Origin of the sequence: Marinomonas sp. MED121, assembly GCF_000153025.1 — a bacterium.
Taxonomy (GTDB): domain Bacteria; phylum Pseudomonadota; class Gammaproteobacteria; order Pseudomonadales; family Marinomonadaceae; genus Marinomonas.
Genome location: NZ_CH672430.1, coordinates 661693 through 677777, shown reverse-complemented (window position 1 = coordinate 677777; position 16085 = coordinate 661693). Strand labels below are relative to the sequence as shown.

Annotated in this window: 11 protein-coding genes; 3 read left to right on the top strand and 8 right to left on the bottom strand. The window is 40.0% G+C overall.

Annotated elements, in window-relative coordinates:
- Positions 1-103: 103 nt before the first annotated feature.
- Positions 104-439, top strand: coding sequence for a hypothetical protein (locus tag MED121_RS10950; protein ID WP_009833758.1), 336 nt, complete (start codon positions 104-106; stop codon positions 437-439).
- A gap of 98 nt (positions 440-537) precedes the next feature.
- On the opposite strand, the gene MED121_RS10945 is transcribed toward MED121_RS10950, so the two are convergent.
- The 5 genes from MED121_RS10945 to MED121_RS10925 form a co-directional block, all read right to left on the bottom strand.
- On the bottom strand, positions 538-747 hold the full coding sequence (locus tag MED121_RS10945; protein WP_009833757.1) for a hypothetical protein: 210 nt from the start codon (positions 745-747) through the stop codon (positions 538-540).
- A 328-nt stretch (positions 748-1075) separates the two neighbouring features.
- Positions 1076-3325 carry a hypothetical protein gene (locus MED121_RS23700; protein WP_009833756.1) on the bottom strand — a complete coding sequence of 750 codons (2250 nt, stop codon included), beginning with the start codon at positions 3323-3325 and terminating at the stop codon, positions 1076-1078.
- A 642-nt stretch (positions 3326-3967) separates the two neighbouring features.
- Entirely contained in the window at positions 3968-4771 is an 804-nt protein-coding gene (locus MED121_RS10935) for an AAC(3) family N-acetyltransferase (RefSeq protein WP_009833755.1), read from the bottom strand.
- Between the two features lie 167 nt (positions 4772-4938).
- Positions 4939-5823, bottom strand: coding sequence for a rhombotarget lipoprotein (gene rhlP / locus MED121_RS10930; RefSeq protein ID WP_009833754.1), 885 nt, complete (start codon positions 5821-5823; stop codon positions 4939-4941).
- 330 nt (positions 5824-6153) lie between these two features.
- A complete protein-coding gene (locus MED121_RS10925; protein ID WP_009833753.1) occupies positions 6154-8010 on the bottom strand; it encodes an ABC transporter ATP-binding protein in 1857 nt (618 codons plus the stop codon).
- A gap of 272 nt (positions 8011-8282) precedes the next feature.
- On the opposite strand from MED121_RS10925, the gene MED121_RS10920 reads away from it, so the two are divergent.
- Positions 8283-9473, top strand: a complete 1191-nt coding sequence (locus MED121_RS10920; protein WP_009833752.1) for a Bcr/CflA family multidrug efflux MFS transporter — start codon at positions 8283-8285, stop codon at positions 9471-9473.
- A gap of 70 nt (positions 9474-9543) precedes the next feature.
- A complete protein-coding gene (locus tag MED121_RS10915) occupies positions 9544-9894 on the top strand; it encodes a HopJ type III effector protein (RefSeq protein ID WP_009833751.1) in 351 nt (116 codons plus the stop codon).
- A 102-nt stretch (positions 9895-9996) separates the two neighbouring features.
- On the opposite strand, the gene MED121_RS10910 is transcribed toward MED121_RS10915, so the two are convergent.
- From MED121_RS10910 to MED121_RS10900, 3 genes are all read right to left on the bottom strand, one after another.
- The gene (locus tag MED121_RS10910) at positions 9997-11592 is read right to left on the bottom strand and encodes a bifunctional diguanylate cyclase/phosphodiesterase (protein WP_009833750.1); all 1596 of its coding nucleotides are present in this window, start codon (positions 11590-11592) and stop codon (positions 9997-9999) included.
- A gap of 384 nt (positions 11593-11976) precedes the next feature.
- Complete coding sequence (locus MED121_RS10905; protein WP_009833749.1) at positions 11977-14595, bottom strand: TRAP transporter permease; 2619 nt, start codon at positions 14593-14595, stop codon at positions 11977-11979.
- Between the two features lie 233 nt (positions 14596-14828).
- Entirely contained in the window at positions 14829-15803 is a 975-nt protein-coding gene (locus MED121_RS10900; protein WP_036180240.1) for a TAXI family TRAP transporter solute-binding subunit, read from the bottom strand.
- Between the last annotated feature and the right edge of the window lie 282 nt (positions 15804-16085).

Below are 16085 nucleotides of genomic sequence, written 5' to 3'. Positions count from 1 at the left end.
GTAGAGCCTCTTCCATGATGAGATTGATCAAACATAGATATAACGGTTTTATAAGTTAGCAACTAATCAGGGAATAGATTATTATTTACAGGGGGCTTAGAAAATGTCTTGTTCGAACACTCACTCTCACACTGGCCATGTTCATGGCCCAAACTGTGGACACACAGCCATTAAACATGGAAACCATATTGATTACCTAGTTGATGGCGAGCTCCATCATCCTCATGGAGATCACTGTGATGGTCATGTTATCGAGCTGAGTGATACCAATGCTGATATTTGTAACCCAGTGAATACTTGCGGTGGCCATACTCATGGGCCTGATTGTGGCCATGAAGCGATAAAGCATGGGGATCACACAGATTATATTGTTGATGGGCGCTTGCACCACCAGCATGGATACCACTGTGATGACCACGGACCTGTTGATCTTGCTTAAAAAAAGCTTGGAAACAAAACCAGATCAAATTGAAAGTATATAAAGAAAGGTTTATTGAAATGACCCCAATACAGAAAGTATTGGGGTTTTATTTTTTACTAGCTATTCACTAACTTGCTAATAAAATCACGGCGTTCATTAACGGTTGAAAACTGAGCACTTTTTTCACCTTGAGCATCCGTAAATACGACTCGATTTTTATGAACCGAAATCGAGTAAACCGGTTGTTTAACTTGGATCTGTGTACCATTAAATATAACAGTCATAATAAAACTCACTATAAAGGCGCAGTCTAAACTACGCATCATTTCTAATAAGCCTCATTATCGTATAACGATTTAATTCTGAAGTTCTTCTATTTTATCACCATATCGAATAGCGAACTTAATTGGAATTGAGTACAGGACGCAACATTTTCTGTATTTCGTTGTTCAATAATTTAGCTTTAACGTTTGGATTTTTTAATCTTGCTTACGCATTCTTAGGTAAGACTGAAATCGAGGAAGTTAGTTCGAGGATTTGCTTAAATAAATCGCCGTCGAGGCTAACATTTAATAAATAAAGTAGCAACCACTACATAGCATTTAATGAAGTAGTGGTTGCTAGTGTTATTTCCTTATAAAAGCTAAACTAAAGCTATTGCTCATACCCATGATATACAACAATCGGGACATAGCCGTATTCCATACCCGCAGGCGGCGTAACGATAAGATTCTCATCGATTGACACTAACTCACCCTCAGTTGGTGCTGCCATATAATCCTTATCAATCGACCATTCTTTATGCATCTTCTCAATAAAGGCCTGTAGGTGCGCTTTCTTTTCCTCACTAAAACTAAACTGCTGGAACGCAGGCTGATCAATAAATCGATACCATTTATAATCCACAGTAGAACCATCATTAAGCTGTACAGTATAAGTTGTATTCTCTATTGGACCAGGGCTCACCCAAGCACCAAGCTCTGGAGCAGAGTAAGAGTCACCTTTTGTTTTAGCGATAAAGGTTTTATCAAATAAGCCTGTTTCCTCTGGCACGTCATCCATTGATATGGCTTGGTACTCGCCATTTTCATATTTAAAATATTGCGGTAAACGACCCGCTGGTGACACCTCACTGTTATTCCACTTGAGCCCCCAGGATATGCCATCATCGAAAACAGTTGGGGTAGCCGTTTCATTTATGCCACTAATGGAAGAGTCTGAGAACTTATAGTCTACCGAAGCTGTAAATAAGTCTAACGTCACACCAGCATTCGCAAACGAGCCATCCACAAGGTCAGCACCGCTTTCCCCACTTGATAGATCGTCATATAAAGCAGATTTAGAATAGAGTTTTACATCTCTCACAATAACTGAGCGATCATTGTCGTCGATAGGAAAATACAAGGCAGGTATTTTCCGATACTGATTTCCATCATTATCACTACCTTCAAAATGTGGGACTGTATTAAATTCCATTGCGCCGCTTGTGGAATCAGGCACTGCCATTTTTGCATCTAAGCCTTTGCCAATATCAAACTCATAGTCAAATTCTTCAGCAATACGACTCCAAGAATCAGGGATATAATAAGCCAATGGCCCTTTAAAATTCTCAGTATTAACGAACAAGGTCCAGCTATTATCCCCTGTCGGTGTATTTATTTGAGAGGCATCATTTTCAGCAGAGGTAAAAATCACCCTATCAACCACATCACCGCCAACACTTCTGTCTAAAGGCCTCGCCACATTATATAAAAGCGCCTTATCTTGAAGTTGATTTGATGGATATTGATAGATTTCTTCGGTCCATAAGTCGAGCTGTACCGACACACCACTATCGTCATCATTTAGGTAGACAGACCAAGCATCACGAGCAACCTCTTGAAACTGAGAAATCTCTTCCCCATTTTTATCAAGCTGCACCCATTCATCACCCTCTTTCTGTATAAATTCGCCTAAATAGCTAGGCTCATCAAGCGGTAATGACATCCAGGTATAGCCAATGAACTCACCATTTGGATTACCTTCAAACGTCATAGCATCTGGTGGAATAAGCACGCGATTACTCAGTTGTGCCAACCCCATTTTGTCATCATCAAGGGGGGCGCTTGAGTAGAAAAATGGCCAACCTGGTGTTGAAATTTCATAGTCATAACACTGGGAAGTACCATTAATAGAAAATTTGGGTTGGTTGGTTTGAAAACGATTATTTATCCAATAACCTGAGCCTCCCTCCATGGTTTGAAAAACATCTTGGAAGTGATTGCCACTGCGCTCAGACCAATTTGATGCCAAGGTACCTTCAGGACATAAGTCCTCCTCGACACCATTGTTATCAGGCCTTACCCAAATACCAGGTAAACCAATTTGCAGGGACTGCAGCGGTTTATTCAATAAAGGCCAAACAGAACTGTAAAAACCAATACCCGCATTATAGTCTTCATAGCCACTTGGTAAGGTGGCTGAGTACCAAATATAACCGAGAGTTTGAGTGCCATCTCTATAAGTGGGTGTCGCAGCTGAATCATCCAAAGAGGCATAAGTCACTCGGCTAGCAGTATAACCTCGTACAGAGCTATCTACAGGCGACATCACATTGTATATCTCAACCTCAGAACCCGATATGGCTGCTTGGTATATTTTATTCGTATATAGATCAATACGAACTTTTTTAGTAAAGGAGGAATCTACCAAGGCAACAGACCATTCATCCCGATAAAGTTCAACATACTCATCCACTTCATTGCCATTGGATAAGAGTTCAACCCATATTTTATCCTGCTGTAGGACGAATTCACCTAAATACTTATCATTAGCGCTCACTTTTTGGGTTAGCTGAAAAATCAAAATAAGTAAAATAAAACAACGATAGAAAATAGACGTTTTAGTATTCAGATTACTATTCATATATATTCCTTTGAATATTTAAAGTTTACCGACCAATATCCCACCAGCCACAGCCTCTGGGATTTAAATAACTCAGTCTGTGTTACTAAAAAGTCCTTTAAAACGGATGCTAAACGATCAAAATGACTGACAATTTTTACCTTATAGTAAGCTCAAAGCAGAACAAGACACTCGTGAAAATCCATGACATAACAATTCGCAACGTCTTGATAATACAGACAGCTAAAATCACCCTCTAAGCATTTAATATAAAATGCTAAAGGCTCATTTTTGTCTCAATTCCTCCCTTGATATAGTGCTAAAAGCCTATCAAGAAAGTTTTTATCGATTCACTTAAAAATCTAATTAAGACAATGTATTAAAGGTAGGAGTATTAAGATAAATAATAATGTTTATTAGGAAAAACAATCTAAGAATTGCTATCTTGCGAGCAGAAGCACAAATAGACTAAACTTTTTGGCACATTCAATTATTAGTATTTAGTGTGCGAATGCAAATCTGCACCTCACCTCTATAAAATGACCTATAAAATGACAGTCACTCTATGGGTAATCCGATAGAGTTAGGAGAGCATAAATACTTGTCATTAACGCTTTATGCGTTTGTAGCATAAGAGCCTTAGTTGCCTACTTAAGCAAAGTGTTAGCTACGCCTTCCACCAGACACCATATCATTGCATCTATCACAAGTAATGGAGCCACAATGGGTCACTTCAGGGTTATCTGATATTGTGCTAGTTAACTTGTCAATGAACTCCTTGAACCTGTAGATTCTTACTTGAGCTTCACCAAAACTGGCCACTTTTTCAATATTACGGGTAACGCATCTTAACTTTTCAAAGCCATCAGAGCATGAGCCTTCTTCGACCTCTGTGACGATATCTTTGCTTAGTGCCCACCGTCTAAAGAGAGTTCGACCAGCCAATTCCTCTGCATAATGAATTGGCGTACATGACTCAAAATCAACCCCCATGAGCATTATGAAAGCATCCTCTTTGAGCTCATAAATTTTCTTATATACGGAGTAAACATTTAACTCAGACTGTCCTAATAGGAGCCTCTGCCTATTTGTGCCAGCAACCACAAATGAGTTTGTTGGGTGAGAGGTGCGAGATGACATATCATGTTTTAAAAGTAATTTGGGGATGACCCCCATTGACCGTTCGATTTGATCATCACTGCCCAAATAATTAACCGGACAGATTTCTTTTACTGTTGAGTAATCAATGCCGTCATTTTCATAGTTTTTACGAATAGGGGACGTTTGTGATTGATAGAAAAACGCAGGACACACTAAAGTACAACCTGTGTCCATAAATGCTTCTATCAATGTTTCTGGCCCTTTATCTACCAAACCTAATGATTTAAATGATGCATGCAGACAAATAGTGCTATTAGACAGACCTAATTCATTTATTTTGCTTATAAAGTCACTTTTGGTTATCAACTGAACACCTTCCTGGCTAAATGTTAATTCAACTCCTGTTAGAGCTTGGAGGGATATTTATGTGAGTGCTGCTTTAACTCACTCATCTTGCCTGGATAAATATTGAAGGTTTAAATCTTCCTGATTCAATAAACTATCCTTTTTTCCGCTGAAGTTGAACTTAGCCATCAGTCTTTAAGGGACTCAAGGCCTTGCTTGTATTTTCTGATTCTAGAGAGAACCAATAAGGAAGACAGAATTAAGAAAGATAATACTCCTAAAGACCCAGCGCCATCACGATGGCTTATTTTCACTTGCTCAGGGTTTTCTTTAATACGCTCTTGGAAACTCGATAACTGGTTATTTAAATTGATCACCATATCATCAGCTGCTTCTTCAAAACCTTGAATACTATCTGCCCTCAGCTCCTCGCTTAAATTAACCAAAGTTGATTTACCAAGCACTCTGCTGGTACCTGGCGCCCTAAAAAGCATGGATTTACTTTCAATGTCATATACAACCGTATCCATTAGAGTGCTTGTATCGTTTTTTTCACCGGACACTAGATAAGCTCCCACAATGGTCCAGTAACTTAATGACAGCGCGCCCTCATCGGTAAATTGCACTTGGTCATAGGACACTAAAGCAATCACATCAATGCCATACATGGTCTTAATCTGAGAAATATTTGGAAAACTACCTCCTGGCGTCAGGTAAGCCGAGGGAATCACTTCAATACTGCTTACAAATTCTAACTCTCTAAAGTTGTCAGAGACGCTTTCTAAAATTTGATTCTTTTTAAACTCGGTAATTTTTCCTGAATAAGATTTACCTGTCCAAACGTTTTTTTGAGAGTTGTTGTCTGAGCTCTCAGGGACAAAGGCCACCCCTACACGCAAAGGCAAGGTTAAATGAGGAGTAGAAGCTGTCACTAAAAAATCGTCAGATGTCGGGTATAGATACTCCATAACACTACTTTTGGTGTTTATTCTTTGACTTGAACAACCTGATAAGCCCAAAGCGACTAACGCAATAAGAACAACTAAAGACTTCATTGAATTAAAAATCGCCATATATCCCTCGCAAAATAATACTCCAGCGGCTCACACTCATTAACAGACTAAAATTACAGTTAGTTTGTGTACTCACTTTAAATTGACATAAAACTCATTGTTTTGAAAATGTTTTTCACGTTATCTGGTCTCTACATCATGATTAATCTACATCATGATTAAATGAGTTAGAAAGCACGCAAAAAGCTTCTTATGCACTCCTTATCTAGATATAAACGTTATCTAGTGAAACTCAGCTATTTTTTACAGCACCTTAGATAAAAAAAACGCCCTTCATGAGAAGGGCGTTTTTTTCACTATTTAAACGCTTATTTTGGACACGTATTTACGCTAAACACACTGCTCTTCTTCAGGTTCGATATCTTCTGCTAAGAAACCACCCGTTTGGTGAGCCCAAAGTTGCGCGTAGATACCACCCGATTGGCTGAGTTCGTCGTGGGTGCCTTGTTCGACTACCTTGCCATCATCCATAACAATGAGTCGGTCCATGGCTGCAATGGTTGAAAGTCTGTGGGCAATGGCAATAACGGTTTTGCCTTTCATCAAGCGGTTTAAGCTCACTTGAATTGAGGCTTCGACTTCTGAATCCAGTGCCGAGGTGGCTTCATCTAATACCAGCAAAGGCGCATCTTTTAGTAAAACACGGGCAATAGCGATACGTTGACGCTGACCACCTGAGAGCTTGACCCCCCGCTCTCCAACCATGGCATCATAACCAAGATTTCCATGAGGATCAGACAGCGTCAGAATGAAATCATGAGCCTCAGCACGTTTCGCTGCAGCGATCATTTCATCTTCACTGGCATCAGGTCTGCCGTACATCAAGTTTTCACGCACGGTTCTATGTAACAAGGAGGTGTCTTGGGTCACCATACCAATTTGTGCTCTAAGGCTATCTTGCTGAACATCACTGATATCCTGGTCATCTATCTTGATGTTACCGCCTTCCACGTCATAAAAGCGCATTAGTAGGTTTACCAAGGTGGACTTACCTGCACCAGAGCGTCCGACTAGTCCGACCTTCTCTCCTGCTTTAATGTGCAGGTTCAATCCGTCTATACCACCTTCGTCTTTACCATATTGAAAACGTGTACTCTGATATTGAATATCACCTTTCTCAACAGTTAGCTTTGGTGCCCCTTCTTTGTCTAATACGGTTTGGGCTTTAGACAAGGTTTTCATGCCATCTGCGACTGTGCCTATGTGCTCAAATAAGCCACCGATCTCCCACATAATCCATTGGGACATGCCGTTTAATCTAAGCGCCATGGCAATCGCAATGGCAATCGCACCAACAGACACTGCGTTTTGCATCCATAACCAAATCGACAAACAAGCCACACTGAATGACAAGATGTAGTTAAGGGCTTGAACACTGACATTCAAAAAAGTCACCAAACGCATTTGCTTGTAAGTGGTATCTAAAAAGCCATCCATACTTTCTTGGGCATAATTCGCTTCGCGTTTATCATGGGAAAAAAGCTTCACCGTATTGATATTGGTGTAGCTATCGACAATTCGACCTGTCATTGTGGATCTGGCATCTGCCTGTAAAGATGAAATCTGCTTCAACTTAGGCACAAAATAAACCTGTACACAGGTATAACACACTAACCAAATCAGCATAGGTAACATAAGACGCCAATCCGATTGCGCCACTATCACCAACATGGAAATGAAATACACCAGAATAAAGACCAAGACATCCAATAGCTTCATCACAGCTTCACGCACAGCGAGTGAAGTTTGAAGCACCTTGGTGGCAACTCTTCCTGCGAAGTCATCCTGATAAAAAGAGACGCTTTGCTTTAATAAATATCGATGGGCCATCCAGCGTATCATCATGGGGAAGTTCCCCATCAAGGTTTGATGCACAACACATGAGTGAATAAAAACCACCACAGGAAGCGCCACTAATAACATGAGAGACATGTAAATCAGGCTCATACCTTCTTGTTGTAAAAAGGTTTCTGGCGTCTTAGTCGACAACCAATCCACCAGCTTACCCATAAAATCAAAAAGAATGACTTCTAAAATGGCAAGTAAAGCAGTCAGTAAAGACATGATGATTAACGGCCGTCCGAAGCCTTTAGTATAGTGACGACAAAACGCAATCAGACCAGTGGGTGGCTGAGTGGGTTCATCATCGGGAAAAGGTTGAGTCCATTTTTCAAAAAAACCTAACATAAATATCCTTTAGATTGTCCAGAATTGGACAACAGAAAATAGAGAGAGCACTCCTTTTAAAAACACGCAATTAAAACAAGGAGGGAAAGACTTTAGATTAACACAAGACAGGCTTTTTTTAGCACAACAGAAAGTTAAAATTCGTGTATAACACAGGCGAAAAATGTAAAAAATAAGACAGCCCCCTAAAAACCACTAGCCTATGCGTTTTCCTCTTAAAATCCCGTATACTCACCCCTTTAATGACCAGCATATAAGGCCTACCCTCACCAATGACACTCAATTTAGGTACGATTTTAATTCTAGGCTTGCTCAGTGCGTTAACACCACTGGCAATTGATACTTATCTACCCAGTATTCCTGCCATTGCTGAATCCATTAATACGGAAATTAATTTGGTGCAGCTAACAATTAGTATCTATTTAGGGGTTTATGCTTTTTCTCAACTTCTATATGGGCCTATTTCAGATGCTTATGGACGTCGTAAAGTCCTTTTGTTCGGCATGGCTGTCTTTTTTATCGGTACCTTAATTTGTATTTTTAGCACTGATTTTAATAGTTTGATGTTAGGCCGTGCTATCCAAGCCTTTGGTGGTGCTGGGGTGGCTGTTGCTAACCAATCTTTAGTCAAGGATGGCTTGAGTCCAGATCAGTTTGCCAAAGCCATGTCTTACATTATGTTAGTGATGTCAGTCGCACCTCTTATCGCGCCTCTTATCGGCGGCGCCATCTTACTTGTCTTAGATTGGCATTATATTTTTGTCTTTTTAGCCTTGATTACGTTAATCAGCGCCAGCTTGTTTTATTTTAAAATCCCTGAGACCTTAGCCCTTGAAAAGCGCCACCCTCTTGCGCTAAAAAGCGCCCTTCTTAACTACTATAAACTGCTAAGAAATCCACTTGTGATGGGCCATATACTGACAGGCGCCTTTCACTTTACTGGCATGATTACCTTTATCACAGGCTCAGCCTATGTCTATATCGAGTTTTATGGTGTGAGTGAACAGATGTTTGGCGTCTTGTTCGCCCTAAATATGATTGCCATGATGTTAGCGACCACCATCAACGCTCGTCTTATCGATAAGATTGGCGCTAAAAAAGTCACAGAGCATGCTCTAAAAGCAGTACTTGTTTGTTCTCTTATCATGCTTGGCTTGATGTTTTTTACCAAACCGAGTTTATCTATTTTGATCTTGCCCATTATCATTTTTGTTGGCTGCCTTGGCATTCTAGGTGGCGGCCTTATGGCAGGTGCAATGCAACATGCTGGCAATTTGAATGGCAGTGTCACTGCCTTAGCAGGTACAACACGTTTCTCAATGGGCGCGGTTGGCGGTATTTTAGTGAGCCTATTACATAACGATAGCTTCACGCCTATGCTAGGCATTATGGCAGTTTGTGGCCTTGCTTCTTTTACTTGTTATCATTTATTTTGTAAGCAAAGCGTCGCAACGAGCAAATAGAATTTAAACATCAAGAGGATAGCAATACCTTTGCCATCCTCTTTTAAATCCCCACAAGATAGGACTTAACATGTTACACAGCAGTGAATTAATTGAAAAAATAAAAAGCACACCCGAAGCCATTGCCTTCAATGACACTATGAGCACCATAGATAATGAGTACCAATTTCAAGCAGCAAGCTTTCAAAATGGTGAGCAAAGAAATGAAGCAGGTCAAAACAATGGCTCTTGCAAGATTTTCACCTTTGCAAAACTCCATAACCTAGATGCGATTGACACACTCCAGCTATTTGGTGATTTTTATCGTGTGGATGTACTGCAAAACCCTGAAGGGGAAGACCATCAAAACATACGTCAGTTTATGGTCCACGGCTGGGATGGTGTCAGCTTTGAGTCTATCTCGCTTACACCTAAAAGCTAGGGAACCTGCGATTAAGACCTTAAATCCTATAACCCAAAAAACGAGTACTATCTATAATGCTCGTTTTTTACTTTTGAACTCTTGTTTTACTTATTTATGTGTTTAGCCTAACTTGGCGAGCATGCCATGTCTTTGCTGCTTGTATTCACAATATTTTATGAAGTTTTGCTTATCGATAGGTTTTGAAAAATAATAACCTTGAAAGTACTGACAGCCAAAGTTTCTTAATATATTCACTTGCTCTATATTCTCTACACCTTCGGCAATGATATCGATATTTAAACTCAACGCCATGTTAATGGTTGCTTTAACGATGGCTTTATCATCGTCATCAGAACAAATATCTCGAATGAATGATTTATCAATTTTTATCGTTTGAATAGGCAGCTTTTTCAAATAAGATAATGAAGAATAACCTGTTCCAAAATCATCAATAGAGATATTGATGCCGATATCTTTTAGCCTATTCACTTTCTCACTCACCTCGTTAACATCACACATCAACACGGTTTCAGTGATTTCAAACTCAAGTCTTTTGGGATCAATATGAGTCTCACATAATATCCCCATCACCATATCAATGAAATCTTTATGGGCTAACTGCTTCATAGATAAATTGATCGAAACGATCAAGTCATGGTGATTGTCTTTATCCCATTCCATTAATTGTTTACAGGTTTCCCTTATTATCCATTCACCTAAAGGGATGATTAAGCCAGACTCTTCTGCGATGGATATAAATCTATCTGGGGTAATAAAGCCTAATTCGGAATGCTTCCAACGAATTAGCACCTCAGCGCCCATCACCCTAAAATCACTCGCATTTACTTTTGGCTGATAATAAAGTTCAAAATTATAGTTTTCAATTGCTTGACGTAAATCCGCACCCAAAGTGACATAAGCATTGGTGGATTTAATCATGTCAGGTTTGAATATTTTATAATTATTATATCCCCTAGATTTGGAGTCATATAATGCGATATCTGCTTTTTTCAGCAAGGTATCGACATCAGCGCCATGCTGCGGGTAATGACTAATGCCAACACTTGCCGTTAGCAGCATTTCCATTTGTTCAACGGGATAAATCGTACAAATTAAATCAATTAAATTTGATCCCAGTGTTTCTAACTCACTGATATCTTGTACGTTTTCTTTTAAAATTAAAAAATTGTCTCCGGCCATGCGAAATAAATATTCAGACTTTGAGACATAAGACTTTAATTTTTGTGTCACCAGAAGGATCAAGTTATCACCAGCCCTATGGCCAAAATGATCATTGACCGTTCTAAACCCATCAAGGTTTAACGAAATAATGCCATGCTGTAAGTGGCTTCTTTTGCTGAGTAACTTTTCAAAAATCATGTAAAAAAGATGGCGGTTGGGCAAGTCTGTCAATAAGTCATAATATTTAAGCTTAAAGGTTAAATCTTGTATGCTTTTGGAGGTTTTACATTCTTTGATGAAGAGGTGGTATTTATTTTTTTCGAAGTAAAGCTGTGCGGTAAATTCTTTGATTTCATTAAGCAGAAATAAACTAAAACTAAATTTATTATTTTTCCCATTATTGCTTTTAGAACAAACAATATTAGTTAACTCAGATTTAACTGTCTCCCCTTGAAAGACAGAACTGAACAAGCGGTTACCTTGTAACATATTAAAGTTCAGATCTAATATTAATATCATTGTGTTTTTAGGCATAATCTACCACTTTGGTATTTCTCTCCTGACAATAGATCTAAGCATCATCATCAAGAAAAGCGTTAATTTTTTAGTTTTCAGTCATCCTTAACGCTCAATTCATTGATAAATCAAAAAACATACTGAGAAAACGATTCGCATTCGCAGCAATTGGTTAAACTGTATATTAACTATACAATAACTTACACTTCGATTTAACCATTATGGATTAAAATACACATTTGAATGCTGACTTATTTAAATTTTATATATATCAATATTTTAAAGATTAGAAATTTGGTTAAACATAAGTTCACAATGTCTAATTTAGTGGAACAAAGTATCAAAAAAAACCTAGCCTGAGTAATCTCTGACTAGGTTTTTTTATCCGTCTCATTCGAAGAATTAACTTAGATTAGCGCTTGCTTTACCATTCGCTTCATCCTCTTCACGACGACCTTTTTGGATTTTCATAATGGCAAATGCTAGTAAGAAGGCTGGAATAAAGAACCACTCTTTAGCTGGTCTTTGTGTCTCTAACTGGAAACGAGTCACTTGCCAGTCAAAGTCTAACTTCTGCGCTTCTGCATAACCACCAAAGACCAGGTTATCAATATAGATAGCCCCGTTTTCTTCACGCACTTCCATACCCGCACCGTCATATAAACGGTCTCCAGCACTATCACCTTTGGCAATTGGAATGTTAACGGTTTTGCTTACCCAACGACCATCGATGTTTTCACCTTCAACAGAAATACGTAATTGCTGTAGATCTGGTGATTCATCAATGTATGCCATCATGCTAGTGGCTCCACGTTCCTCGAAAGGCTCGATGATTTGATCCAACCAGAAACCTGGGCGGAACAGGGTGAATGCAACCAATAATAAGAGTGCAGATTCGTACCAACGACTCTTACTAAAGAAGTAGCCTTGAGTCGCCGCAGCAAAGATCAACATAGCTGCTAGGGAAACAATAAAGACCATTACCCCTTGTGCGAATGTCACATCGATTAACAACAAATCAGTATTAAAGATGAATAGGAATGGCAGTAGTGCCGTTCTCATGGAATAGAAAAAGGCGGTAAAACCTGTCTTGATGGGATCACCACCAGAAACAGCCGCCGCGGCAAATGAGGCGAGACCAACCGGGGGGGTCACATCCGCCATTATGCCAAAGTAAAACACGAACATATGAATAGCGATTAGCGGTACGATTAGGCCGTTTTGCGCACCTAACTCCACCACCACACTCGCCATCAAAGAAGAAACAACGATATAGTTAGCTGTTGTTGGTAACCCCATACCCAGTACAAGACTGATTAGTGCAACCATCAATAGCATGATAATAAGCACACCACCTGATACTAGCTCAACAAACTCAGCCATTACTTGACCAATACCCGTCAGAGTCACAGTCCCAACTATGATCCCCGCTGTTGCTGTTGCCACCCCGATACCAATCATGTTTCGGGCACCGGTAATCAGACCATCCGCAAGGTCAACTAGTCCATCCTGACAAGCGGTTTTGATCTTACCTTGTTTACGCATCCAGGCTTTTAACGGCTTTTGTGTAAATAAGATAAAGGCCATTAGGACACAAGCCCAAAATGCAGATAAACCAGGTGATTTACGCTCTACCATCAAGAACCAAATTAACAATACAAGGGGCACTAGGTAGTACAATCCTGATTGATAAATGTCGGCAAATTTAGGCAGACGGACAATTTCAGCATTCGCATCTTCCATTGCAAGGTCTGGTTTTTTGGCAGATAAATAAAGCAGCCCAAAGTAACCAAACACCACAAAAGACAATAGTGCTATGTTGGCAAAATCACCAAACAACCACTTGATCGCAACGACCAAATAATAAAGTACACCGGCCAAAATCAGCATGCTTGCGGTAATTAAGCCAGAACGAAGCAGTTGAATTTTCCAAGGACGTGCTGGAGTGCTACGTGGCAAGCCTTGCATATTGCTCTTCATCGCTTCTAGATGAACGATGTAAAGCAAAGCGATGTAAGAGATCGTCGCAGGTAAGAAGGCGTGCTTGACCACTTCAATGTAGGAAATACCCACATACTCAACCATCAAGAAAGCAACTGCCCCCATGACAGGCGGCATGATTACGCCATTTACCGAAGATGATACTTCAACTGCACCGGCTTTCTCAGCACTAAAGCCCACCTTTTTCATAAGGGGAATCGTGAAGGTACCCGTGGTTACCACGTTAGCGATGGAAGAACCCGAAATTAGGCCTGTCATGGCAGAAGATAATACTGCTGCTTTCGCTGGGCCGCCGCGCATATGGCCAAGTAATGCAAAGGCTACTTGAATAAAATAGTTACCGGCACCGGCTTGGTTTAATAAGGCACCAAAAAGTACAAATAAGAAAACAAAACCCGAAGACACACCCAAGGCAATACCAAATACTCCCTCCGTGGTTAACCACATATGTGTCATGGCTTTTTCAATCGAAGCCCCTTTCCAACGTAAAATATCCGGCACATATTGACTATCGCCGAAGAAAACATAAGCAAGGAAAAGCAACGCCACTATCATCAATGGTGGTCCCAAAGAACGACGTGCAGCTTCAAGTGTTAAGGCGATACCAATCCCTGCTACCACTAGATCTAATGTGGTTGGCAAGCCTGGACGCAATGATAAGGCTTCATAAAATAAATACAGGTAACTTGCACAAAATGCAGCGACCAGAGCTAAAGCATAATCAAGGTAGGGAATACGATGTTTAGGGCTTTTACTAAAAGCAGGGAAAGCAAGAAAAGCAAGCATAACGGCAAATGCTAGGTGAAGGGCTCTTGATTCCGTATCGTTTAAAAAACCAATTCCCAATTGAGAAGGAAGCGGCGAACCTATCCATAATTGATAAAGCGACCAGGTTAGTGGTAATAAAAACAGTAAAGCAACAGCAAAACGACTTTTAGGTTGTCGATTTCCTGTATCTGCCTCAGCGATGAGGTCGTCCAGATGTTCCGCAGTGGGAGACACTTTCGCATCACTAGTCATACTAGGCTCCAGCAAGATTACCTAAGGCGTAATCAAAATCGAATTAATAAACGCAAATTAAAAAGGAGCAACCGAACCCATGTCAGGTCAGACTAGGTCCAGTCGCCCAAAGCTTAAATCGTAAGAAACTTATTTAACGCAGGATGGCGAGCTAGGCTCACCTTTTTTACACACTAAAACAGCCTGTTAAGCTTTCACTTAAACAGGCTGAATTTAGTCATTACGAATGCTGGTTACTTGATATAACCCATTTCGCGGTAGTACTTAGCAGCACCTGGGTGAAGTGGCGCAACTAGTGCCGTTGTAGCCATTTCTTCTGGTGTTAAGCGTTTGAACGCTGGGTGTAGACGTTTGAAAGAGTTGAAGTTTTCAAAGACAGACTTAGTCAACTGATAAACCACTTGCTCAGGAACATCAATAGAGGTTACCAAAGTTGCTTTAGGACCAAATGTTTCGATGTCTTCTTCGTTACCTGCATACATGCCACCAGGAATGATTGCAGAAGAGTATTCACCGTGCTCTTTCAAGATAGCTTTTGAAACAAGATCATTCATTGGGATCATGTTTACATCACATGTTGTTGTTGCTTCTTGAGCAGAACCGTTAGGTAGACCAGACAACCAGATAGTGACATCAAATTTATCATCACACAGTGCTTGTGCTTGCTCAGAAGACTTAAGCTCAGCAGCGATGCGGAAAGTCTCTTTTGTCCAACCACGTTCAGCCATTAGCAATTCCATCATGGCACGGTTACCAGAACCTGGGTTACCGATGTTTACACGCTTACCTTTAAGGTCTTCAAAAGTCGTGATGCCAGAATCAGCACGAGCCATCATGTGAATAGGCTCTGGGTGGATAGAGAAAACAGAACGTAGTTCTGGGTAAGCATTATCAGCAAACTGACCAACACCTGCTAGAGCAGACGCTTGAACATCAGATTGAGCAACACCAAATTCTAGTTCGCCTGAACGAATGCTGTTTACGTTATAAGCAGAACCACCTGTAGATTCAACTGAACAACGGATGCCATGAACTTTACGCTCTTTGTTTAACATACGGCAAATCGAACCACCTGCTGGGTAGTAAACCCCAGTTACACCACCAGTACCGATAGAGATGAAGTTATCACCAGCAGCCATTGCTAATACAGATGCACCGGCTAGTGCTGGAGCAAGCATGGTTTTCAAAATTGCTTTTTTAATTGTCATAATGTCCTCGTTATTTTTATATCGTTCAGTTTTACAAGGCATTACATAGCAAGGGCAGTGCCAAAAAACAAAAAATACACGTAAACATATGATAAATAGGACTTTTAATTTTATTTTGAGATGTAACACTAAGTTAACAAGAATATAATAAAAGTTATAAAGCAGAATCCTACGATGGCTAATTTCTTTCATTTTTAAGTCTATTAAGCCTAGATTTGGGGTTTATTACCTTAGCTATAACAAAAGCTATAGGTATAACCTTTGTTATACACTGATTGAGGC